This is a genomic window from Psychrobacter sp. 1044 (assembly GCF_904846525.1).
Lineage (GTDB): Bacteria > Pseudomonadota > Gammaproteobacteria > Pseudomonadales > Moraxellaceae > Psychrobacter.
The window spans coordinates 1-23,787 of the sequence record NZ_CAJHAZ010000028.1 but is presented as its reverse complement, the minus strand read 5'-3'; the positions used below and the strand labels follow the sequence as shown (position 1 = coordinate 23,787).

General features: G+C 42.5%; 20 protein-coding genes. 19 read left to right on the top strand and 1 reads right to left on the bottom strand.

Features of this window, described 5'->3' with window-relative positions; all coding sequences use genetic code 11:
- The 6 genes from yidD to JMX82_RS13315 form a co-directional block, all read left to right on the top strand.
- Positions 1-343, top strand: a 343-nt coding sequence (gene yidD / locus JMX82_RS13340; protein WP_320158779.1) for a membrane protein insertion efficiency factor YidD, incomplete at its 5' end; no start/stop codon positions are given.
- Between the two features lie 211 nt (positions 344-554).
- Positions 555-2,252 carry a membrane protein insertase YidC gene (gene yidC, locus JMX82_RS13335; protein WP_201540894.1) on the top strand — a complete coding sequence of 566 codons (1,698 nt, stop codon included), beginning with the start codon at positions 555-557 and terminating at the stop codon, positions 2,250-2,252.
- Positions 2,253-2,444: 192 nt separating this feature from the next.
- On the top strand, positions 2,445-3,890 hold the full coding sequence (gene mnmE, locus JMX82_RS13330) for a tRNA uridine-5-carboxymethylaminomethyl(34) synthesis GTPase MnmE (protein WP_201540893.1): 1,446 nt from the start codon (positions 2,445-2,447) through the stop codon (positions 3,888-3,890).
- 122 nt (positions 3,891-4,012) lie between these two features.
- Positions 4,013-4,471 carry a transcriptional regulator NrdR gene (gene nrdR / locus JMX82_RS13325; RefSeq protein ID WP_045453932.1) on the top strand — a complete coding sequence of 153 codons (459 nt, stop codon included), beginning with the start codon at positions 4,013-4,015 and terminating at the stop codon, positions 4,469-4,471.
- Between the two features lie 99 nt (positions 4,472-4,570).
- The gene (gene ribD, locus JMX82_RS13320; protein WP_201540892.1) at positions 4,571-5,626 is read left to right on the top strand and encodes a bifunctional diaminohydroxyphosphoribosylaminopyrimidine deaminase/5-amino-6-(5-phosphoribosylamino)uracil reductase RibD; all 1,056 of its coding nucleotides are present in this window, start codon (positions 4,571-4,573) and stop codon (positions 5,624-5,626) included.
- Between the two features lie 420 nt (positions 5,627-6,046).
- Entirely contained in the window at positions 6,047-6,721 is a 675-nt protein-coding gene (locus JMX82_RS13315) for a riboflavin synthase (RefSeq protein WP_201540891.1), read from the top strand.
- Between the two features lie 66 nt (positions 6,722-6,787).
- Here the strand turns inward: JMX82_RS13315 and JMX82_RS13310 are convergent, their stop codons facing one another.
- Entirely contained in the window at positions 6,788-9,619 is a 2,832-nt protein-coding gene (locus JMX82_RS13310; protein WP_201540890.1) for a response regulator, read from the bottom strand.
- A gap of 361 nt (positions 9,620-9,980) precedes the next feature.
- On the opposite strand from JMX82_RS13310, the gene fmt reads away from it, so the two are divergent.
- The 13 genes from fmt (at position 9,981) to JMX82_RS13245 (ending at position 23,325) form a co-directional block, all read left to right on the top strand.
- Complete coding sequence (gene fmt, locus JMX82_RS13305; RefSeq protein WP_413786784.1) at positions 9,981-11,021, top strand: methionyl-tRNA formyltransferase; 1,041 nt, start codon at positions 9,981-9,983, stop codon at positions 11,019-11,021.
- Between the two features lie 119 nt (positions 11,022-11,140).
- The gene (locus JMX82_RS13300) at positions 11,141-12,709 is read left to right on the top strand and encodes a transcription antitermination factor NusB (protein WP_201540888.1); all 1,569 of its coding nucleotides are present in this window, start codon (positions 11,141-11,143) and stop codon (positions 12,707-12,709) included.
- Positions 12,710-12,750: 41 nt separating this feature from the next.
- Positions 12,751-14,172, top strand: coding sequence for a threonine synthase (gene thrC, locus JMX82_RS13295; RefSeq protein ID WP_201540887.1), 1,422 nt, complete (start codon positions 12,751-12,753; stop codon positions 14,170-14,172).
- A 372-nt stretch (positions 14,173-14,544) separates the two neighbouring features.
- Complete coding sequence (locus JMX82_RS13290; RefSeq protein WP_227676794.1) at positions 14,545-15,642, top strand: LysM peptidoglycan-binding domain-containing protein; 1,098 nt, start codon at positions 14,545-14,547, stop codon at positions 15,640-15,642.
- 76 nt (positions 15,643-15,718) lie between these two features.
- Positions 15,719-16,990: a DNA-processing protein DprA gene (gene dprA / locus JMX82_RS13285; RefSeq protein WP_201540885.1), complete on the top strand. Its 1,272-nt coding sequence runs from the start codon at positions 15,719-15,721 to the stop codon at positions 16,988-16,990.
- 344 nt (positions 16,991-17,334) lie between these two features.
- Positions 17,335-17,964: an L-threonylcarbamoyladenylate synthase gene (locus JMX82_RS13280; protein WP_201540884.1), complete on the top strand. Its 630-nt coding sequence runs from the start codon at positions 17,335-17,337 to the stop codon at positions 17,962-17,964.
- 123 nt (positions 17,965-18,087) lie between these two features.
- Positions 18,088-18,606, top strand: coding sequence for a GbsR/MarR family transcriptional regulator (locus JMX82_RS13275; RefSeq protein WP_201540883.1), 519 nt, complete (start codon positions 18,088-18,090; stop codon positions 18,604-18,606).
- A 156-nt stretch (positions 18,607-18,762) separates the two neighbouring features.
- Positions 18,763-19,710, top strand: a complete 948-nt coding sequence (locus JMX82_RS13270) for a fatty acid desaturase family protein (RefSeq protein WP_201540882.1) — start codon at positions 18,763-18,765, stop codon at positions 19,708-19,710.
- 117 nt (positions 19,711-19,827) lie between these two features.
- Complete coding sequence (locus JMX82_RS13265; protein ID WP_201540881.1) at positions 19,828-20,328, top strand: hypothetical protein; 501 nt, start codon at positions 19,828-19,830, stop codon at positions 20,326-20,328.
- 23 nt (positions 20,329-20,351) lie between these two features.
- Complete coding sequence (locus tag JMX82_RS13260) at positions 20,352-21,317, top strand: TIGR01777 family oxidoreductase (RefSeq protein WP_201540880.1); 966 nt, start codon at positions 20,352-20,354, stop codon at positions 21,315-21,317.
- An 83-nt stretch (positions 21,318-21,400) separates the two neighbouring features.
- Positions 21,401-21,871: a hypothetical protein gene (locus JMX82_RS13255; RefSeq protein WP_198330216.1), complete on the top strand. Its 471-nt coding sequence runs from the start codon at positions 21,401-21,403 to the stop codon at positions 21,869-21,871.
- Between the two features lie 115 nt (positions 21,872-21,986).
- Positions 21,987-22,838, top strand: a complete 852-nt coding sequence (locus tag JMX82_RS13250; RefSeq protein WP_201540879.1) for a fatty acid desaturase family protein — start codon at positions 21,987-21,989, stop codon at positions 22,836-22,838.
- A 25-nt stretch (positions 22,839-22,863) separates the two neighbouring features.
- The gene (locus JMX82_RS13245) at positions 22,864-23,325 is read left to right on the top strand and encodes a thiol-disulfide oxidoreductase DCC family protein (protein WP_060492096.1); all 462 of its coding nucleotides are present in this window, start codon (positions 22,864-22,866) and stop codon (positions 23,323-23,325) included.
- Positions 23,326-23,787 lie beyond the last annotated feature (462 nt).

Sequence of the window (23,787 nt, the reverse complement as noted above, 5' to 3'; positions counted from 1 at the left end):
TTATAAAATTATTTATTATTTTATTGTTTTTTATCAAAAGTTAATAAGTCCACTATTACCTGCTCGTTGCCGCTATTACCCTACGTGCTCGAATTATGGTAAACAAGCTTTGGCATGGCATGGAGTCCGAGCAGGCAGTTGGTTATTATTAAAACGTATCAGCAGTTGTCATCCTTTGGGTGGACACGGCATTGATTTTGTGCCGCTACCGTTATCTTCTTATCATTATCAATATGTACCTTTTAACGCACTAGCTACTGGTGTCAAAGTTCAAGGTTTATATGTTTTTAGAGATAATAAAGGCTATGTGTCTCGCTTAAACGATATGATGAAACTAACATAGCGTTCGTCATCGACTGCGAAGTTGTGGATATCTATTTAGTTACCCACAAGTTATCCACACTCTTGGTATCATTTAAGGCAGATTTTTAGTAAAATGATGCACATTTTATGTAAATGACTGGCAATACTGTTGTCACATATGATGATAATTGTACGGTCATGACACATGCCCTAATTTTTCATTCCCTAATTTTTTAATCTAGGAAAGGTTTATGCAAAAGATATTTCGGGTGATGATCATCATTGCGATGTTAATCACCGCTTATCTGCTGATTTTGGCATGGCGAGATGATTATGCCGATGCGCCAGCTGTAGATGCGGTGTCAGAAACCACTACTTCAGTAGGTGCTGACATCCCTTCGACAACTGGTGCCGCAGGTGATATTCCGGTACAGACATTGCCTGTTGATAACAATACAGTCGCTAATGATGCTGTGACGGCAACGCCTGCTAAAGACACGGGATTAATCACGGTCACTACTGATCGCTATGATATAAAGATCAACCCAGAAGGCGGCGATATTGTTTATGCTGCTCTTAAGCAGTATGACGCAACACTCGATAGCGATAAGCCTTTCGTATTGCTAGAGAATAATAGTAATCGCGTGTATGTGGCTCAGTCTGGTCTTATTGGTCCTAACGGTATTGATACTGCAGAAGGTCGTGCCAAATACAGCCACACTGCTAATAATTACGTCATGGAAGCAGGGCAACAGACGCTGTCAGTACCGCTTACTTATAAAAAAGATGGCGTGACCGTTACTAAGACATTTACCTTTACTGAAAATAAATATCCGATTGATATTAGCTATCAAATACAAAATGCTTCTACACAACCGTGGCAAGGTCAGCTATTTGCCCAGTTGAAACGTGATGACAGTAAAGATCCAGGTATGTCTGATAAGGGTGCGCTTAGTATGGCGACTTATTTAGGCGGCGCTTGGGGTATCCCTGATGACCCCTATAACAAGCTCAAATTTAAAGACTTTAATGATGGTGAGCTAGCTGTTAGTAGTGATAAAGGTTGGGTTGGTGTTGTGCAGCATTATTTTGTATCAGCATGGATACCTGAAAACTTTACTGCTACTTTCTTTAGCCGTGAAACAGGCGATGATTACTTCATCGGTTTCAACAGTCAACCTGTCAATGTCGCGCCAAATAAACAAGTGACATTAGATGCCACGTTATACGCTGGCCCTAAAGTACAATCTGAGCTAAAAGATGTGGCAGTAGGCCTTAATAAAACGGTTGATTATGGGTTGTTATGGCCAATATCGAAAATTTTATTTGCCATCTTGGACGGTATTCATAAAGTCATCGGTAACTGGGGTTGGTCAATCATTGTATTGACGATTTTAGTCAAAATTGCTCTGATGTGGTTCTCGAATAAGAGCTATTATTCGATGGCGAAGATGCGTGCGATTGCGCCAAGATTAGCCGCACTTAAAGAAGAGCATGGCGACGATCGAATGAAGATGTCGCAAGAAATGATGGCTATTTATAAAGAAGAAAAAGTCAACCCAATGGCAGGTTGTTTGCCTATTTTGATGCAAATGCCTATCTTCTTAGCACTATATTGGGTGTTGGTTGAAAGTGTTGAGCTGCGTCATGCGCCTTGGATTTTATGGATTCAGGATTTATCGGCGATGGATCCTTGGTTTATTTTACCATTACTGATGGGTGCTTCGATGTTTGTACAGCAGCAGCTAAACCCGCAGCCAGCTGATCCGATGCAAGCGAAAGTGATGAAGTTCTTACCAATCATTTTTACTGCTTTCATGCTGTTTTTCCCAGCTGGTCTCGTACTGTACTGGACAGTCAACAACTTGTTCAGTATGACTCAGCAATATATTGTCAATAAAAAAGTCGAAGAAGAGCAAAAGCGTCGTACTGTGAAAGTATTGGACTAAGTAGCTCATCAATTGATAAAAGACCATCGCAACGGCGGTGGTTTTTTTATGCGTGACATTTCTATTATCGCTCACTGACTTGAAATAAAATAAGCGCAAAGCATGGCTATTTAAAGTTTGCTTTGTCAGTCTGTGTCCAGCCGTCTATAATGGGGTTTTTAGCTATTGAGAGTAATTGTGGATTCCCTAGAGATGGCGTCAAACGTACCTAAAGCATCTGAATCACCTAAAGCATCTGGCTTGGCCACGATTGCTGCTATTGCCACACCGCTTGGAAGAGGTGGCGTTGGTGTTGTACGTCTGTCTGGTGCGCGTGCTTATGACATTGCCTGTACACTAACAGGTAAGTCTGCTTTTACGCCACGCATGGCCAGTTTTTGTCGTTTTTATCAGGCTGATGGTACAGTCATTGATGAAGGGTTAGTGCTGTACTTTAAAGGCCCGCATTCGTTCACAGGGGAAGATGTGATTGAGCTGCAAGGGCATGGCGGCATGATTCTACAAAACCAACTGCTAGCAAGGGTATTTGAGCTGGGCGCAAAACAAGCGGGTGCTGGGGAATTCTCTTATCGTGCTTTTGATAATGATAAATTGGATTTGGTACAAGCAGAGGCTATCGCTGATGCCATTGATGCGACCAGTGCTGCCGCTGCGAGTAGTGCCATTCGCTCCCTAAGTGGTGAGTTTTCAAAGAAGATTAATCAGCTATTAGAGCAGCTTATTCATCTGCGTTTGCATGTTGAAGCGGCGATTGATTTCCCTGACGAAGAAGACGTGGATTTTTTATCAGACGGTGTTATACAAAGTAAACTTGAGCAAACGCAAGACAAGATACAGCAAGTATTGGCGACTGCCAAGCAGGGTCAGCTCTTACGTGATGGTATCCATGTGGTCCTAGCAGGTAGACCAAATGCGGGTAAATCAAGCTTGCTGAATCGTCTGGCAGGGCAAGAACGTGCTATCGTTACTGACGTTGCAGGTACGACTCGTGATACGCTACAGGAGACCGTCGTGCTCAATGGTTTGACGCTGCATTTGACCGATACAGCAGGTCTGCGCGATACAGAAGACATGGTAGAGCGTATTGGGATTGAACGAGCACGTACCGCCATTACACAGGCTGATATGCTACTGATGGTCTACGATGTGACTCGTGATCTTGAAGAAGAAGATACACCGTTACAGCTTGCAGAACAATTATTTGGTGAGTTGCCAGAGGCTAAACGCTTATTGATTATTGCTAATAAGAGTGATTTGTTAAGTGACTTACTAGATGATAGTAGCAGTCAAATACCCTCTGTCTCGCAAATCGCAATAAAAGAACGTGGTTATGAACAAGTTAATGTTTCATGTGAAACAGGTGCTGGTATCGATAATCTGGTAGAAGCCTTGTGTGCTAAGGTCGGTTTTCATCCACCAGAAAACAGCCTAATTGCTCGCACACGTCATATAGATGCACTTAGACGCACAGCCGACTCTTTAGCAGAGGCGCATGAGCAGTTAACGGTCTTTCAAGCAGGAGAGTTAGTCGCTGAAAGCTTACGCCAAGCTCAGAACAGTTTGGGTGAGATTACGGGAGCGTTTAGTGCGGATGACTTGTTGGGCAAAATCTTTGGTAGTTTCTGTATTGGAAAATAATAAGACGATTTTTTTGAATTGCCTGATACAGCTCGTTAATTCTCAGAAATTTCGGTCTTATCATTCGCTCTTATAAATAGTGACTGTGATTCTTGCGCTTAATATTGAAATAAGGAAACGCTATGCATTGCCCGTATTGTAACGCGTCAGAGACTAAAGTTATTGATTCGCGTCTGGCGGCAGAAGGTGCGCAAGTCCGTCGTCGCCGCTCATGCAATAGCTGCCAAGAGCGTTTCACTACTTTTGAGATGGTAGAAGTAGTGATGCCAAGAATCATCAAGTCAAGCGGTAAAATTGAGCCTTATGATAACGAAAAACTGCGTCGTTCTATCTTATTACCTCTACAAAAGCGCCCTATCACCATTGATGAACAAGAAGCGATGATCAGTCGTATTGAGAAGCGTGTTAGACAGATGGGTGAGCGTGAAATCAGTAGCAAAGTGTTGGGTGAGATTATCATGAGTGAGCTTAAGACGTTAGATGATGTTGCTTATGTGCGCTTCGCTAGTGTTTACCGCGACTTTCAAGATATTGATGCTTTCCATCAAGAAATTGCCAATATTCGTCCAAATGATAAGTAAATTGATGAATATAATCGAATCTTCAGCAATTGTTTTTGAGCTTAACACGCTTGTTTTCTTAGATAGAATTTACTGTAATCATTAATGAAGTCTACTTTTATGCCAGTCTCAAATCATACTCAGAATGCGCAAGACCGTTACTTTATGATGCTTGCGATCGAACAAGCCAAACAGGGTTTATATACCACCAGACCTAATCCAGCGGTAGGCTGTGTCATCGTGCAAGCAGAAGCAATCGTCGGTCAAGGGTTTCATCCAAAAGCTGGTCAGCCTCATGCAGAAGTATTTGCGCTAAAAGAAGCGGGTGCGAGGGCTTTAGGTGCAACTGCCTATGTGACTTTAGAGCCTTGTAGTCATACAGGGCGTACGCCACCTTGTGCTTTGGGCCTTATTGATGCTGGTGTGCAACGTGTCGTGATCGCAGGGCTTGATCCCAATCCGCAAGTGGCAGGACGCGGTGTGAAACTGTTAGAGCAGGCTGGGATTCAAGTGACAGTCGGTATATTAACTGAGCAAGCAGAAGCTTTAAATCGTGGGTTTTTAAAGGCAATGCGCACACAGATGCCTTATGTACGACTTAAAATTGCCACTAGCCTTGACGGTCGTACCGCGATGGCATCTGGCGAGTCAAAATGGATTACCTCAGCGGCTGCCCGCGAAGATGTGCAGAAGCTACGTGCTCAAAGTGGCGCGATTATTACCGGTAGTGAGACGGTTATCACGGATAATCCACAGCTTAATGTACGTTCCAACCAATTAGCTGTGCCACCTGAACAAGTTCCTGCTCCTAAGGTTGTCGTACTCGATAGGCGTCAGCGCTTAGAACACAGCTTACAGTCTGACTATCAATTATGCCGTCGACCGGATACGATTTATTGGCGCGACGATAACTTGACTGAATTACTAAAAAAATTAGTCAGTGATGATCAGTGTTATGACGTGTTGGTAGAGGCAGGAGCTAGTGTTGCTGGTAGTTTCTTAAGCCAACAATTGGTAGATGAGTTGATTGTCTATCAGGCGCCTTGTTTGTTAGGCGCGCAAGCCAGACCGATGGTCGATTTTAACCCATTGTCTTTAGCTCAGCAGTTGCGTTTTAATATTTATAGCCATGAAACATTAACTCCTGACCTTAAATTGACTTTATTACCGCTATAACTTGTTATTTATAAACAGCTTATCCACAGTCTGTGCTAAATTTTTGCTCAATGTGGATAAGCAGCCAGTGCCTTACAAGGTTCCACATGAAACTGTGTATAACTTTGTTTCACATGAAACAGAAAACTAGGCCTTTTATAAAAAATTTTATATTAATCTTGTATAATCAGTAACTTAGGTTTTATTTCTAATCTTTGTTGATATTAGCCAACATCTTGCTTTCTGTGGATAACTTAACGGAAATTCGTTTTTTAATACGTTATGAGTTGATTTATCAGTACTTATCCACAATCTATCCCATCATAGGCTCAATTAAGCCCAAGTTGCCATAAAAAACTGGCTTAGACAAATGCTGCCACAATCTTAATAGATCGAGATATGTTGTCTATAAAGACAACATCATAATGAAATGAGGTCGATATGTTTACTGGAATTATAGAGAGTGTTGGAAAGGTTAAGTCCATGCAGCCTACGGGCGGTGATATACGTTTGACGATAGAGTCTGATGATTTGGACTTTAGTGATGTGAAGCTAGGAGATTCTATTGCCTCCAATGGTATCTGCTTAACCGTTGTAGACCTAGGTAGTAATCATTACTCGGTCGATGTCTCACGTGAAACTATTGCTCGTACCGCATTAGAAACCTTGAAGGCTGGTCACACGGTGAATTTAGAGAAAGCGATGCTACCAACCACGCGTTTTGGTGGTCATATCGTCGCGGGTCACGTCGATGGCGTCGGCGTGGTCAGCAAGCTGCAACAAGATGCGCGCTCTATCTATATCGAAATCGAGATACCACAAGAGCTGGCGCACTATACAGCGACTAAAGGCTCCATCACGGTTGATGGTATTAGTCTGACGACCAACATTGTACGAGACAATATTGTCTCTTTAAATATCATTCCACATACCGCACAAGTGACCAATATCGCTAAGCATTGGCTGGTTGGAAATAAAGTCAATATCGAAGTGGATATCGTCGCGCGCTATTTAGAACGTTTGTTAAATAAGTCGCAAACCAGTGGTATGAATACGCCAAGTCCGCAAAGCCAAATTACAGAAGCATTTTTAGCAGATAATGGTTTTATGAAATAGCTGATTTATGAAGTAATTGGCTTATAAAGTAATGGTTTAAACCTAAAAAGTCAGTTTTACAGATTGTCATGATTTTATGAAGCTCTGTAAAACCGACTCTAGCTCTTTTTTATTGATCGGTTTGGCTAAAAATTCATCCATTCCTACTTCTATACAAGCGTCGCGATCTTCTTTGGTGTTGTTTGCAGTCAGCGCCACAATCGCAATTTTATCGCCTTGCGCACGAATCGCTTGGGTAGCCTGTAGCCCATCCATGACAGGCATGCGACAGTCCATCAAAATGAGTGAGATATCTTGACGCTGTTGTTGTAGCATATCTAACGCTTGCTGACCATCTTCTGCGACCACACTACGATAACCAAGTTTACTCAATATCTTGCACGTTATTTTCTGATTGGTTGGACTGTCTTCTACTACCAAGATAAGTGGCAATACATTCTCATTGGCCGCTTTATCTGCTTCGTTTGCTAGCTGCTTACACTCTTCTTTTATCTCTATGGTTTGAACCAGCTTCTGTCTCGCTGGTAAGGTTAAGCGCAGTAATTCAGAGAGCAATAAAGTCGCATCTAATGGTTTGCTCAAGAATCCTTCATATTTATCTAATAGTATAGAGGGAATACGGCGCTCAGGTTTCATACTAAGTAGTATCTTTGGTAGCGACGGATTATCGAGTAGGGTATTTAATGCTTGTTGTCTATCATCATTCCCTATCGCCTGATTAGCGGAAGCAATAGACAGGGTTTCATAATATTCGTAATCTAATAGCAAGATAGGGGCGAGTCTTCGCTCGTCTTGCGCCAGTTTTCCGTTTAATTGTTGTAGATCTGATTTATCTATAGAGGTATAGATAGTAGCTGGCATCGATAAATATGCGCAAAAATCGCGCAGATGTTTGGCACGTAGTGGTTGTTTAATCACTGCTATTAGATGGATATGAGTCAAATGCTGACTATGATGATAAATAGGCTGATAATTTGGACGTCTGCAAGGCAGATAAAGATTCAGACTGCTGCCTGCTGTCATCGTGCTTTTTATTTCAATAAAACCACCCAATAATCGTGCAAAACTATTGACGTTATTTAACCCTAGGCCTTGCCCAGTCGTATTCTTTTGAATGTAATTAACGTTTCGATGGGTGTTTTGATTGCTGCTTTTATTAAGCTGAACCAACAGTTGATGTTGCTTCGCTATATCGATGCCCATACCGCTGTCTTTTATGCTAAAACGAATCCAGTCGTGTGAGGCATGATTGGAATTGTCTTTATTGATTTGACTATTTTTAACCAGCGTAGGGTCTTTATTAAGATTTACTAAGCTTCGGTTTTTTGTTGCTAATAGCTCTGCATTACTGACTGTTTCGATGGTCAGTGATACATAGCCAGAAGTGGTAAATTTCACTGCGTTATCTAATAAGTCGTACAAGATTTGCTGTAGGCGCTGATGGTCTGTATCAATACAACGCGGACCGTCAGGTGTAAAAAAATACAGCAGCTCAAGTCCCTGCTGCCTTATCCTTTCTATAAATGACTGACTGACCTGTTGCCCCAGTCTATAAATATCGACAGGCTCAATGCTTAGGCGGGTTTTTCTTACCGCTATCTCCTCAATGTCTAGCACATCATTAAGTGTCGTTAGCATACTCTGACTGCTTTTAATTAAGGATATTAAAATGTCATTCTGCGCAGCAGTCAACGTCTCAGGATCAATCGGTTCTAGCGTGTCAATCATTGCTTCTAATGGCAGGCGCAAATCATGACCCATCGTCGATTTAATCGTATTAAATTCATCAATTTGGCGTTGTAGCCGTTGATTTTTTTGCTGTAATTGCCCTATTTGACTGGCAAATTCATTAACATTATTCAGCAGTACGGTAAAGCCGTGAACCTGACCATGTTCACCAAACCATGGCGTAATGTGCAATTGATAAGCCTGTCCATTTTCTAACCCATAGACTGTTAAGGTACGAGTAACGCGTAGGTTGGATAACGTTTGCAGCAATCGTTGCGTGGATTCATCTTTACCCGCGATAAAATCCGTCAGTTCATAGTTGCTATCGCTTTGCGGTAAAGAAATGAATATTTGTTCAAAGCGTTTATTGAAAAAGCTGATTTGACCATGACGCATGATCATTAGCATCGGTAAAGGGGATTGATCAACCAAACGTTCAAGACGGTGTGTTAGGGTTTTAATGCGGCGATAATCATTATGCAACTGGTAGCTGACACGGCTCAGCGCATGGCCTAAACGCAGAAACTCAGGCGTAGATTTTTTTTGCAAAAAAGGCGGCGGACTATAGGCTTCTTTTGCGTGGCTACTTAGATTGTCCGTATAAATCAGAAGTTGTTCCCAATTGGTGCGACGATTGAGCATATACAGCAAAGCGATAATAAAAAGCATGATCGCTGCCATCAATGGCAACCAGTAGCGATATGATATCCAGTCAATGATAAGCGGTTTATGGCGCAATATAATATAAAGCTGATGACCACTTTTGAGTTTAATGGTGCCGGTTAAGTTGCGATTATTGAGCGTGTAAGCACTATGACTGCCATTATTAGAAGGGGATGAGCTAATGATAGGAAACGTAACGTTAGCAAAAGCACGCTCATTGGACTGAGTATGGCGATGGATATAAGTCTGCCCAGAGGGCATCATAAAAACCAGCTGATAGCTTATGTCTTCAAATACAGGTTTTTCTAAAATCCTTTTAATGTCAGGGTTTAGAAGATCATCACGTTCAGTAACTTCATACTGCAATGTATGGAAAGTATCGATACTGTGTTGTTCACTGTGTTTTTTTATCTCGTGAAACAGCGCAAAATAATAGATAGACAACATGACCAGCAAGGTCAGTGCATAAAATATGAGTAAGCGCTGTAAGGACTGAAACTGTTGCATGAAAGCGTGGTCCTATATCGACACAAGAAACATAGTGAGTAAGTCATCAGTTTGGCACAGTAGCTGGTTTATTCAAGCCGTTTTATCTTTTACAGTTGTACAGCTATTATCTAGAAAAAAATGGTGAATGGCAGTGGAATATCGCTCAATCACGCATTGTTTTGTAAATAAACTCATCAATAAGAGCGCCCTGCTTGCTTTCTATTATAAAGACAAACCGTATCATTGGTAACGCTCGATTACCGTTATTACAATCATGGCACAACATCGCAAACTCACCTATAATGAGTCAATCAACCCTATATAATGCCTGTTTATGACTACAATTGCTTCTGCCTCCGATTTATCCATGCCATCTACGATGAAAGATTGCTCATCGAGTAAGCGCTTAAGAGTTGCGTTTGCTGGCACTCCTGAGTTTGCCGCCGTTAGTCTTGAGGCGCTTATCAGCCAGCAAGAAGCGTTGAATATAGACATCGTCGCTGTGTATACGCAACCTGATCGCAAGGCAGGACGGGGTCAAAAATTATCGGCCTCTGCAGTAAAGCAAGTCGCATTGGCGCATGATATTGCCGTCGAGCAGCCTCTCACCTTTAAAAAATCTAGTAGTGAAGGGTTGATCGCACGTGAGACTCTGCGTAGTTATCAGCCAGATGTGATGATTGTCGCGGCTTATGGCTTGATATTGCCGATTGGGGTATTGACCACACCGACGCTAGGCTGCCTAAATATTCATGCGTCCTTATTACCACGCTGGCGCGGTGCAGCACCTATTCACCGTGCATTATTGGCGGGTGATAGCGAGACTGGCATTACCATTATGCAGATGGATAAGGGCTTAGATACAGGTGATATGATTTACAAAGTCAGCGCTCCTATTGAGGCTGATGATACGGCTGCCAGCCTCCATGATAAAATGGCTGAGCTTGGTGCGACCGCCATTATTACTGTGCTAAAGGACTTGTCACATTATCAAGCTCAGGCTATCGCTCAAGATGACAGTCAAGCCAATTACGCCGAGAAACTGGTCAAAACTGAAGGTGAAATCGACTGGACACAATCCGCTACTGAAATTGAGCGACAAATTCGTGGACTAACGCCATGGCCAGGTTCATATACTTTTTTGGCAGGGCAGCGTGTCAAGATTTTAGCAAGTCTGCCTGTGAATGCATCGCAGCAAACCAATCAGCCTGCTGGTACGGTCATCAGCGTTGGACGCAAAGCGATATTGGTAGCTTGTGGCCATGACAGTAATATTGATAATGGTCTCGAAAAACCGCAATCCAGCACTTTAGCCATTACCGAATTACAGTTTGCTGGTGGTAAACCAATGACAGCCGAGCAAATCTGCCATGGTAACCAGTTAAATGATGGTGACCAGTTCACAGCAGACTCAAAATAATTGCTGCTAAAGCAATTTAATACCGCTTAACCTTATTTATTTTTATATTCGTCATTTAATACCAAATAATCCAACTTTTATCAGACGCTAACTATTAGGCGTCAAGGAAATTCAATTTAATGAGAAGCACTGCGCCAAGAAACAATAAGCTCAAACCGTCAAGCAATCTTATCATGAATGGTAGCGTCCGCGTTCGCGTCATTCGCACTTTACTGGCGATTCAAAATGGTCAGTCGCTTGCAAGCGTCCTTGATCCTTTACTAAACAGTTTACACGACGGGGATAAAGGTTTTGCTCATGCGTTATTGCTAACCACATTGCGCCAATGGTACGCCCTTGAGCGTCTACTCGATAGTCTGGCTGATAACTCGATTGATGAAAAAGAAGTACGTACGACGATCCAAGTGGGTTTGACACAGTTGCTTTATTTACAAGTGGCTGACCATGCGGCGATTCACGAAACCGTCGAAGCAGCAAAAGAAATCGAATTTGCTCATGCGACGGGTTTAATCAATGCTATTTTGCGTAAAGTCGCTAAGAACCCAAATAAGTTCCGTAAGAAGTGTGATAAAAAACACAGCTTACCCAATTGGCTTGCCTATCAGCTTAAGCAAGATTGGAGTGAGCAGTATGACGATCTGATGCAAGGTTTACGTCAACCTGCACCGATGTTTTTACGCGTGAATACAGCGGTTACTTCGGTGGAGGATTATCAGCAAGCATTGGATGGAGCAGAAGTTGAAGCAGATTTGGTTGAGATAACGAGTGGTTTTAATTTACCCAACTCGTCGGATACAGCCACAGCTAATAGCATATTAACCAAAGGATTAAGACTACATCAAAGCACGGCAGTCAATGCCTTGCCGCAATTCGCTCAAGGGGCGGCTAGCGTACAAGATATGCATGCTCAACTCGCCGCACCACTTATTCATAACGCGTTACTCAATAAGCTGAGTGTTAAAAACGATGATGCAGACGACGATATGGATACGAGCAACAATGAAGTCCGTATTCTAGATGCTTGTGCAGCGCCGGGTGGTAAACTTGCGCATTGGTTAGAACTCATTAGCTCAAATGAGTCTTCGTTGTTTCACGTGAAACAAGACATTGCTGAAACGTCGGCTGTGATTTCGAAAGTTAAGATGACTGCGATAGATAATGAAGCGCCACGTATCGAGCGTATTCATACTAATTTACAGCGCTTGAATTTAAGTCAGCATGATTTACAGCAAGCTGAGAAAAATATCGAGCTCAATATTGTTTGTGCTGATGCGACGACATGGCAAGGGGCGGGTAAGAAAAAGAGTAAGCTCGTATTTGACGCTATATTACTAGACTCACCTTGTACAGCGACAGGCGTAATCCGTCGTCATCCTGATATCAGTATCTTGCGTACTGAAGAAGACGTTGAGCAAACGGCATTGCTACAAGCCGATATCTTGCATAATCTATGGCCACAACTTAAAGTTGGTGGTTACCTCTTATACGTCACTTGCTCTATCCTAAAGCAAGAGAACGTCGAGCAGATGCAGGATTTCATGACTTACTATAATAATGTAGAAGCCATTGAATTTAGCGACGACTGCAATTGGGGTATCGAACAAGCGATTGGTCGCCAGTGCTTACCAATAGATAGCGAGAGCGGCGATGGTTTTTATTATGCCTTGCTGCAAAAAACTGCTGAATAAACTGTTTTAATTAATCATCTCATTGTAGACAGGACAATCTAATGAAATATATCAGTACCCGTGGTCAGACAGCGCCGATGGATTTTAGTGATGTGTTATTAATGGGTCTTGCACCAGACGGTGGTTTGATGTTGCCTGAGCATTATCCGAATATTGATAGTGCCACGCTTACTGAGTGGCGTGCGCTGAGCTACCCACAGCTGGCGATGGCGATTATGCAGCGCTTTGCGACCGATATTCCTGCTGCTGATTTGCAAGATATCATTGAGCGCACTTACACTGCTGAGGTATTTGGCTCTGATGAGATTGTTCCTGTCCGCAAACTTGACAATAATTTATATATTTTAGGACTATCAAACGGTCCGACGTTGGCGTTTAAAGACGTTGCCATGCAGTTTTTGGGTAATGCTTTTGAATACGTGCTTAAAAGAAAAGACGCGCGTATTACCATCATTGGCGCGACCAGTGGCGATACTGGCAGTGCAGCAGAATACGCCCTGCGTGGTAAAGAAAACATCGAAGTCTTTATGCTGTCACCGCATGGCAAAATGAGTGAGTTTCAGCGCGCGCAGATGTATAGCTTGACCGATGATAACATTCATAATATCGCCATCGACGGCATGTTTGATGATTGCCAAGATATTGTCAAAGCGCTACAACAGGATGCTAAGTTCAAAGCGGCCTATAATTTAGGTACGGTTAATTCTATTAACTGGGGTCGTATCCTAGCGCAAATTGTTTATTACTTTAAAGCTTACTTTGCTGTGACTTCAAGTAACGACGAAAAGGTTAGTTTTAGCGTGCCATCAGGCAACTTTGGTAATATTTGTGCCGGTCACATTGCACGTGAAATGGGGCTGCCAGTTGATCGTCTAATCGTCGCGACCAATGAAAACGACGTTTTAAACGACTTCTTTAATCAAGGTGCTTATCAGCCGCGTCCGACTGCCAAAACCTATATTACTTCAAGTCCTTCAATGGATATCTCTAAAGCCTCTAACTTTGAGCGTTTTGTTTATCTCTTATTAGATAAAGACAGCGCCCGCGTTCATGAATTGTTTGAAGGGGTGAAATCTGGTCAAGGTTTTGATTTGTCTGACCTAATGGAGGCGGTTAACACTCGCTACGGTTTTGCTGCGGGCAAATCTACTCATGCCGACCGTCTCGATACTATCAAAACACTTTATGAGCAGCATGGAGAGTTGGTTGATCCGCACACTGCTGATGGCATCAAGGTTGCCAAAGAGCTACAGCGCGAAGGTGAGGTGATTGTTTGTGCCGAAACCGCACTGCCAGTGAAATTTGCCGATACGATCATCGAAGCTATTGGATCGATAGAAATCGCACGCGCCGCCCATACCGAAGGCTTAGAAGCGTTACCGCAGCATGTGGTGGTGCTTGATAACAACGCTGAGCTAGTCGCTGAGCAAATTCGTCAGCATGTGATACCAAATCCAGCATAAATCAGAGTTGATTTTAATGCTTATTTTCATGAGGAACTCTATAAATTTTAATGACGAACTATAGAAATAATATTCATATAAAAGTTACGCTATTGTAATAAAGTGTTTATGATTGTGTTATGGTAGATATAATTGTAATATTAGAAACAGCGTCGGCGACTCATCATTTTGCTAGACGCTTTTTTAGTAATCATACCAGCCAATTACACTGAACAGCTGCCCTATAAGCGTTATGATAATCGTACAGTTAAATTCTTTTACGACCCTCATTGCTTGTCACTATTTTAATGACAGTCAAAGATTAAGGTTAAGTAATAGATCTAAATGGTACTAATTGTGGCGACAACAGCGGTACATATTGTGGATATAACAATGAAGATGAGCTTAAAAACGATAGCAAAAGCACTGTTAATCACGACATTTAGTAGTGCAATGCTAATGAGTGCTGCCCACGCTAACAATCCACCACCAGCCATCAAAGCGGATGCGCCCAATCGCTATATCGTCAAAAAAGGCGATACTTTGTGGGACATATCAGGACGTTATTTAGACAGTCCGTGGCGCTGGAAAGAAATCTGGGCAACCAATAAGCAAATCAAAAACCCCAATCTTATTTATCCTAACGACATCCTTATCTTATGCGTGATTCAAGGTAAAACCTTGATTGGTGTTGATACTGGCGAAGGTTGTGCTGGAGTTGAAAAGCAGTTAACGGGTAACGTGGTATCTAGCACAGTCTCAGTCACTTCAACAGCCAACAGTATTCCACCACTTCCGTGGTCTGCTATTCAACACTGGTTAGATAAGACAGTCATCGTTAATCCACAAGATTTTAACACCACGCCTTATATATTGGCCTCTAAAAAAGGCAACTTAATTACCGCTAGTGGCGATAAAGTGTATGCCAAAGGTGTGCCACTGATCGTCGGTCAGCGTTATGGTATCTACCGTGAAGGAGAGCTATATGTTGAGCCAAAAACCCAAGAAGTTATGGGTCTAGAAGTCACGCAAGTTGCGACGGGTTTGGTTACTTCGACAGAAACCAACGGCGTCAGCAGTTTGCAGCTCACCGACAGTTACGATAAAGAAGTACGTGAAGGTGATCGCGTATTCGTTGAGTTGAATAACTCTATTCCACCTGTGTTTTATCCAGCCCCTGCAACGGTCAGTCGTGGTGGCATGATTGTCCGCGTCATGGACTCAATCAGCTCGGCGGCGAAGGGTAGTGTCGTTGCTATCAATTTAGGTAGTACCCATGGTGCTAAGCCTGGTGATGTATTGACTGTCTATCAAAAAGGGGCTTTGATCCGCGATACTAAAGACAATGACACGCCAGTACGCTTACCAAATGAGCCAAGCGGTATGGTCATGGTATTCAATACTTTCGATAATATTAGCTATGCTTATGTGCTTGATTCAGAGTTACCATTAAATGTCGGCGACCAGCTGTTACCACCGCCATATCTATAAATGAGTACACTATAAGTGAGAACATGCTTATTTTTGGACGGGATATACTAACTTAGCCTATACGAGCTAGATGATTATGATGGCAGTTACTTCTTCTTTATCAGATGAGCAGCGCGCAGTACTGGCGCTGTGGACTGAGGTGAATGCATCATTATCTGCTTATCATAAGCTCATTACTTCTTTTAGCACAGCAGAGCTTGCTTGGTACGCCAAAGTAGATGCTTGGCGGCAATTGGGTATTCATCATAGCCATCTTGCCCGTCATGAACAGCCAGAGCAAACGCAAGCCAGTATCGATAAAATTCAGCAAGCGCTCATCGAAGGACGCTACGGTCTGCTATTTGCTGACCAGCCTGATTATCCCGCGCAGCTCTCGCAAATCTATGACCCACCGCCTTTATTATTTTACCGAGGTAATAAAGCACGTTTGCGTCAAGCGCAAATCGCGATCGTCGGTAGCCGAAAACCCACTGCCCATGCCCAAAAAATCACCTTTGATATCGCACAATATTTGGCGCAAGCTGGTTATATCATCACCAGCGGTCTTGCCATGGGTGTCGATAAACGAGCACATCTAGGCGCGTTAGCACAGGCGGATACTGAATATCAAGGTCGAACGATTGGGGTAATGGGTACGGGTATTGAGGTCAATTATCCCAATCATCACGATAAATTGTTTGCCCAAATAATTGAGCAAGGCGGCTGTATTATTAGTGAGTTGTTGCCGCATACAATGCCACATAAGCATACGTTTCCACGGCGCAATCGTTTGGTCGCTGGATTGAGCTTAGCAACGATTGTGACAGAGGCGACCATTCAGAGTGGTTCGTTGATTACCGCGCGTTTAACCTCGGAACAGGGTAAGCAAGTTTTTGCCATTCCAAGTCATATTGATAATAGCAATGCAGAAGGCTGTCATCATTTGATACGTGAAGGCGCGACCTTAATTTATCATCCACAGCAAGTGCTAGAAGACGTCAATGCTCAGTTGGGTTATGAAAGTTATTCTCATAAATCAAAAGATACTGTGGATAGTGGTATAGATATTACCGAATATAATGGCTCTCAAACGAATCATAGCAAAGCTACTAAACATACAAATAAAGATAAAAGCATCGCTGTAATGGCTAACCATCCAATACCCTCTAATATCAAATCTGCTCCCAGTGCTATCGTCGTACCAGAGCATTTGACGCTTGTGTATGAGCAGCTTGATTGGCACGGGCAGGATTTAGACGCGCTGATTATCGCTACCAAACTTGCCACACCGCAGCTGATTGGACAGTTAATGGAGCTTGAATTATTAGGCGTCATTAGTGTGCAAGGTGGACGGTATTTGCGCGTCTAAAATCGTACTTTCTATCGCTTTAGGCTTTTCACTTATCTACTGCCAAGTGATTGACGACAGTACAATCTAGGGCGTGTCATCAATTAGATTGTGAGGCTTAAAATGAGAAAAATTGTAGATAAACAAGGAAGTAATTGCCGTTAATATGAACATATTGACAAAATTGCTGACGATGTTTAGCAAAATTTAGCCACTTTAAGACCACTAAACGTACTAATGTGCTAATTGATGACACACCCTAGGTAGCTGCTAATAAGGTCGCTTTAAACTTCGCTGCCCTAATTTTTCTTAGTCTTATGTTATGATGAGTGCTTAAATTTCTACCTTTTTGAAGCCTTCAAGCCATGGAAAAATCCACATCTTTTACTACTGACTCTGTCACTCAAGCTGCCAAATGGCTTAAAGAAGGACAGCTACTTGCTTATCCCACCGAAAGCGTTTGGGGTATCGGTTGTGACGCTTATGACGAAGCAGCCGTTCAACGTATTTTATCCATTAAACAGCGTCCACAAGCCAAAGGTATGATCGTCATTACTGACAGCGCTGAGTGTTTAATGCCGTTACTAGAGCCTTTAGAAGAAGGTATGCGCCAACAAATCATCAAGAGTTGGCAGGCAGATACTGACAGTATAGAGCTACAAGGTAAGCAAGCCCATACATGGCTACTGCCTATCCCTCAGACACTTGAAACGACTATCCCTCCTTGGATCACAGGGCAGCATCAAACAGTGGCGGTTAGAGTTATTGCGCATCCTATGATTCGTCAATTGTGCCAACAACTGGTCGACCTTCAAAACCCATTTGGGCTATTGGTTTCCACAAGCTGTAATCCATCAGGACAACCGCCTGCTATGACTTTCACTGATGCGTATGGGTATTTTGGCGAGCAAATCAGCTACTTGCAGGCTGAAACATTAGGCTATACTTTACCGAGCCAAATTCGTGACGCAACCACGGGTTTAGTGATTCGTTAGCGCATGACAGTCAATCAAGCGATGAGTGTTATCTATTGATTTCACTATTGACAGAAATAAAAGAATAGCGCAAGATAAGTAAATAAAATAATCAAAACTTATAAATTAGAGTACATATCAATCATGAAACTAAATCCTGTGACCGAAAAATTTATCTTACATTGGGGTGAAATGGGCTCGCAGTGGGGCGTCAATCGCACCATGTCACAGATTCATGCGTTGTTATTCATAATTGGTAAGCCACTAAATGCTGAAGAAATTACCGAAACACTTGGTGTTGCTCGCTCTAACGTCTCAAACAGTATTAAAGAGTTGCAGCATTGGGGCTTAGTACAAAAGGTCTCGATATTGGGTGATCGTCGCGATCACTTCACGACCAGTACTGACGTTTGGGAGCTGGCACGCATCATCGTGGTTGAACGACAAAAGCGTGAGCTTGAGCCAACTGTACAGTTTTTACAAGAATTGATGAACAGTCCTGAATTTGAACATGAAAATAATGAGGTAAAGTCACGTATTCGTGATACCCAAGAATTCGTTAGTACCCTAACCACATGGTCATCTGAGATGCTTAAACTGCCCACAAGCATCCTCAAAAAAGTCCTAAAACTGGGCGCTAGTATTAAAAAGGTCTTACGTTAATAGTTAGCAGTGTAATTTAAAATAAAAAATTTGCAATGTAATTTCTGTTTTGACAGAAATATATGTAATAACTATAAAAGCCAGCTAAGTTTAAGTGAGATAAGTTTCTATAAAATAGCAGCAACAAAAAATAGTAATAACAAATGGATGTGTAAAATGACAGTCAATCAAACACACACTAATAAAGAGCAAGCCATTAAAAAGGCTGTTGCTGCAGTCGAGTGGCAAGACTTGCGCCAGTTAACGCGCGGTCAAATCGCTTACAACGTTATTTTGCCTTATCCGTTTTTATTGTTGTCCTGGTGGTTCGCCAGCCACTCTTGGTATGTCTTAGCATGCGGGGCTTCTTATTTATTCTTTGCTGCCGCATTTCGCCAAGCACACGATGGCTATCATCATAGCTTAGGGACAGGTAAACGCACGACCACCGCTATATTACTGTTGCTTAGCGTGCTACTAATGACCAGTTTGCACAGCATTCGAGCCACCCACATGGAACATCACCGCAATCCATTGGGCGATAGTGACATTGAGGGCAGTCTAGCAAAAGGCTCATGGTGGCAAGCGCTGCTCGGCGGGATAACTTATCGACTCGATATTTATCGTCAAGGACTGCGTCTAAGTAGCCGTCGCAATCAAAAATTGGCGTGGCTAGAGTTTGCTTTGATTGGTTTAGTCATCATAGTTGCTCTTATATTGACTGCCTTTACTATTCCTACTCTCACGATATTAGCGCAAGTATTGATGTATCACCTACTGACCATGATGTTGGCCAATGCCAGTGTTGGCATCATTGCGGTGTGGGGCGTACACCATGATTGTGATGAGACAATCGCCCGAACTGAGCGCAATCTTTTGGTCAACTTGCTGACCTTTAATTTGCTTTATCACGTAGAGCATCATCTCTTTCCTGCTGTGCCATCCAATCATTTACCCAAGCTTGCCAAGCGTTTAGATGCAGCAGCGCCACACCTGACCAAAGCACATGTATTACCAAGTATGGTTAACGTCATAGGTTTTATTAATTATCGTTGGAACAAATTAAAGAATAAATCTCAAAATAGTAATGATAGTGACTGTCCTATTCGTAAGCGTTTTGCTTAATCAGTAGGCAAAACAAAATCAAAATACTTATCCACCAATTATCCACAGGAATTTCATTGGCTTTGGCAACGCCGTATTTATACTCAATTAACGACGAATGTTAATGGGATAAATAGAATGAAAACGAATAATGAGTTAGGTGTGTATCCTTATCTACAAGTGATTATTTTGTTTGCAGGGTTTGGTAGTATGGTTGGTGGAGTGATTGCAGAGCTGGGTTTATTGTTTGTTTTTAGGGATGCGGATTTTGTGCAGATTGGTTATCAGCCATTACTCTATGTTGGTCTGCTTGGTTTTATTCCTGCTTTATTAACGGGTGTTATCGTCGCTTATAAGCAGATATGGCGCGGTGATCATAAGAGTCTACGCACGACATTTTTAGTGGGGTTTATAACGTCAGCAGGTTATATGGGTGCAATCATCCTATATCTAGGCATCAACTCATGGATAGAGGTTGGCGTGCTATTGGCCTTTATGATTGGTATAGGATTGTTTGGCGCTATCAACTTAGCTATAGCCAGCCGCATTGCTTTACCAAAAGTATGTAAAAGTCATTTTGATGTTAGTACTAAAAAAGTAGACGATAACTATAACGGATTAAGTTTTACTAAACGATAAGCGAAAAATATAGGGAGTAGGACATGAATATTTTAATCAGTGGTGGCTCAGGCTTTTTAGGCAGTGCTTTTAGTGACGAGCTTATCAAACGTTATCGTACGCAGGATAAGGACTTACACATTACATGGCTAACACGCGATAGCAGCCAAACGCATCCTGAAGCGATCAGCATGATGACCTACGATGAGCTAGCGAGTTCGGATAAAAGCTTTGATGTTATCTTAAATCTAGCAGGCGCAGGCATTGCTGACTCGCGCTGGAGCGATGCCCGCAAAGAGCAGTTGCTCGCCAGCCGTATCAAGCCTACCGAATCCTTATTGGCATTTATGAAGCGCACCAGTATTAAGCCCAAGCTAATGGTCAGCGGCTCTGCGATTGGCTGGTATGGCGCACAAGGCGATAAACCTCTTACCGAAAGCAGTGGTTTCAAAACTGATTTTGCCCATCAATTATGTCATGAATGGGAGCAGTTAGCGCTCAAAGCCACTGAACATGGCGTGCCTGTGGCTATCGTGCGTACGGGTGTGGTTATCCATCCTGAAGGCGGCATGCTCGGTAAGTTATTAACCCCATTTAAAATGGGTGTCGGTGGACAGTTGGGTGATGGCAAGCAAATCATGAGCTGGATCAGTCGTGAAGACTGGGTTGGGGCGGTGATATTCATCATTGAAAAGCATCTTGCTAATTATGCGGACACTCAGACTACCGATGATCACTCGTTAGAAACTATCAATGATACGCCAGTGCTGGTATATAACCTCACTGCGCCTAATCCAGTGACCAATCATACTTTTACCAAAACGCTCGGAGCATGGTTACACCGTCCCACCTTTTTTACTTTACCCAATTTTCTGCTTAAACTGATATTTGGTGAGATGTCGACGCTACTAATAGATGGACAAAAGGTATTGCCTCAAGCATTACAGGACGCAGGTTATGATTTTAAACAGCCAACACTGAAGCAAGCTTTAGAAGAGCAGAGTTCGTAAAACATTAAGCGACTGTTTCATGTGAAACATCATTATTATTTACATGATGCTTTGTTTCATGTGAAACCTAAATGGAGGTGTTTATGAGTGATATTGAGGTTGGCGCTACAGCAACCAGCTATCCAAAGAGTAAGGTGATAAATCAATATGCACAATTTGGCGGGGCATTAGGTGGGATATTCTTATGGTTAAGCGTAGCAGTACCTGATGTCTTGTTTAATGACTATAATTTTGGTGCGCCCGAAATGTTCAATATTACTAACGTCTATTTCAGCACTGTATTTAATGTAGTTTGGCTGCTAGGGTTTGCGCTGATTTTCTATATAATTTTTGGATTTATATTAGGACTGTTACCTTCGTTATTTACAGGCTGGATTCTTGCGCAAGTAAATGCTTACTGTAATTATAAAGGCCTTCTTATCTCTTTAATTACGGGTGGTTTTATGGGCTTTGCCTTTCTATCTTTACTAGAGCTACCTCTTATTATGCAGGTTTTGACAGGCGGTATCAGCGCTGTAATTACAGGTCTTGTCGCATTACCTAAATACGAATAAAATTTAAATAGTAATTTCACTATTGACAGAAATAAAGTAAATTAAAACAGCCGATTAAATTAAGTGGTCGCGCCAGCAAGACAGCTACTGCTTATCACCAAGTAAGGAGAACATCATGCGTCATCCTTCGTTAGACAGTGTTGAATGGCAAGATTTGCGACAGCTTAGTCTTGGCGAGACTGTTTATAATATTTTCTTATCTTTGCCTTTTTTATTATTGTCATGGTGGAGCGCGTGGCAAGGGTGGTGGTTACTTGCACTTGTGGCGACTTTTTTCTTTTTTACTGCCGCACTGAGACAAGCCCATGATTGCTATCACCGCACTTTAGGGGTGAGTAAAGTCGCCACAGAGCTCATGCTGTTTCTTCTCAGTATCACGATGCTCTGTAGCACGCATGCTATTCGGCATACTCATCTTAACCATCATAGAGATCCACTGGGTGACAGCGATGTCGAGGGTAATTGGGCTCGTCTGCCTTGGTATCAGGCGATATTGGGAGGCGGACTTTTCTCGATTGCGATTCAGTGGTTTGGCTTGACGCATGGTAGCCGCCGCAATCGTATGCTCGTTGGCTTTGATCTGTTGCTCATTTTCGCAGTGATTGCCACCGCTTTTATCACAATGCATCCAGTTTTGATATATCACGTATTGGTGATGATATTGGCCAATATCATGGTGGGATTCTTTGCCGTATGGAGTGTCCATCATGGTTGCGATGATGTGGTATATGCCCGCAGTGAGCGCCATCCATTGATTAATTTGCTAACCTTTAATTTGCTCTATCATATTGAGCATCACCTATTTCCAGCTGTCCCGACTAATCATTTACCAACACTGGCGAAGCGCTTAGATGTTGCCGCACCGCAATGGACGCAGCAGCCAGTCATTCCCTTTTTAGCCGCAGCCAATCAGCACCAAAAATCTAGCGTGACTCAAAAATCCAATGCCAGCCACCTTGATATTTAGTTATCACTCAGAAAGGAGTCGTAAGATGATTATCCAAAACCATATCAACAGCTATAGAGAGCAAGCGAATTTGTCCATTACCATGTACTACGATGATGCGTGCGTGATATGTAGCACCGAGGCGCATAATATGAAAAAACGTCAACCGGAAAAGATACACTTAGTTCCTGTAGACGAGGGGGTTGATGAGTTGGCAGTCGCAGGATTCAGCCGTAAGGATGCGATGACTTATATGTGTGTGCAAGACAGCTACGGCAATTGGTATACTCACATGGATGCCGTGCGGCTGCTCTACAGAACGGGCAGCGTGAAATTGTCAACGTTGTTATTTTTGCCAGTGGTCAAACAACTTGGCGACTTCGCTTATCCGTATGTCGCGCGCAATCGCTATAGAATTCCGAATTGGGTGACCAAGCTGCTCTATGGCAAAGCGCTGATGCAGGCTTGTGAAAACGGCGTTTGCAAAATAGCACCAAATACACGTTAAAGTACGTTTATTGGCAACCATTTATTTTTGTGGCAACAGCACTCTAGACGTAAAGCATATGAAGTTTTCGTGGAAAAAAGGAGGCTATATCCAGAGCATCAAATTTTTCACGTAAGATAGCGTTATCTCTATCTGATTAGACCTTACTATGTGGTTCTTCATCGTTTTTACTCAGTTGCTAGCTGTTATGACCACCGTTCTTATTTACTGGTTAATAAAGCCAAAAACGACTGCTGCAAAAGCTGCACTGATAGCTGTTGTCTTTATTATTAATAATAGTGCTCTCATTTATGGCTTGACTGAGTTTTGGGGTGAGCGCTTTCACGTCTATCTGGTCATTAGTATTTTGCAAGGTTTTATGTTTTATGCCGGTTTGATAACTTCTGTATAGTCAGTTCAAAACAAAAGTGTTATGTCTAGGACAAACATCATAAAATAATTTGGATAAGTCATTTTCCATCC

Coding starts and splice junctions, on each gene's coding strand:
- JMX82_RS13270 (WP_201540882.1), top strand. CDS start 18,763: ATGACAGTCAATCAAACACACACTAATAAAGAGCAAGCCATTAAAAAG.
- JMX82_RS13250 (WP_201540879.1), top strand. CDS start 21,987: ATGCGTCATCCTTCGTTAGACAGTGTTGAATGGCAAGATTTGCGACAG.
- thrC (WP_201540887.1), top strand. CDS start 12,751: ATGAAATATATCAGTACCCGTGGTCAGACAGCGCCGATGGATTTTAGT.
- JMX82_RS13315 (WP_201540891.1), top strand. CDS start 6,047: ATGTTTACTGGAATTATAGAGAGTGTTGGAAAGGTTAAGTCCATGCAG.
- JMX82_RS13245 (WP_060492096.1), top strand. CDS start 22,864: ATGATTATCCAAAACCATATCAACAGCTATAGAGAGCAAGCGAATTTG.
- ribD (WP_201540892.1), top strand. CDS start 4,571: ATGCCAGTCTCAAATCATACTCAGAATGCGCAAGACCGTTACTTTATG.
- JMX82_RS13275 (WP_201540883.1), top strand. CDS start 18,088: ATGAAACTAAATCCTGTGACCGAAAAATTTATCTTACATTGGGGTGAA.
- JMX82_RS13290 (WP_227676794.1), top strand. CDS start 14,545: ATGAAGATGAGCTTAAAAACGATAGCAAAAGCACTGTTAATCACGACA.
- JMX82_RS13255 (WP_198330216.1), top strand. CDS start 21,401: ATGAGTGATATTGAGGTTGGCGCTACAGCAACCAGCTATCCAAAGAGT.
- yidC (WP_201540894.1), top strand. CDS start 555: ATGCAAAAGATATTTCGGGTGATGATCATCATTGCGATGTTAATCACC.
- nrdR (WP_045453932.1), top strand. CDS start 4,013: ATGCATTGCCCGTATTGTAACGCGTCAGAGACTAAAGTTATTGATTCG.
- fmt (WP_413786784.1), top strand. CDS start 9,981: ATGAAAGATTGCTCATCGAGTAAGCGCTTAAGAGTTGCGTTTGCTGGC.
- mnmE (WP_201540893.1), top strand. CDS start 2,445: ATGGCGTCAAACGTACCTAAAGCATCTGAATCACCTAAAGCATCTGGC.
- JMX82_RS13265 (WP_201540881.1), top strand. CDS start 19,828: ATGAAAACGAATAATGAGTTAGGTGTGTATCCTTATCTACAAGTGATT.
- JMX82_RS13280 (WP_201540884.1), top strand. CDS start 17,335: ATGGAAAAATCCACATCTTTTACTACTGACTCTGTCACTCAAGCTGCC.
- dprA (WP_201540885.1), top strand. CDS start 15,719: ATGATGGCAGTTACTTCTTCTTTATCAGATGAGCAGCGCGCAGTACTG.
- JMX82_RS13310 (WP_201540890.1), bottom strand. CDS start 9,619: ATGCAACAGTTTCAGTCCTTACAGCGCTTACTCATATTTTATGCACTG.
- JMX82_RS13260 (WP_201540880.1), top strand. CDS start 20,352: ATGAATATTTTAATCAGTGGTGGCTCAGGCTTTTTAGGCAGTGCTTTT.
- JMX82_RS13300 (WP_201540888.1), top strand. CDS start 11,141: ATGAGAAGCACTGCGCCAAGAAACAATAAGCTCAAACCGTCAAGCAAT.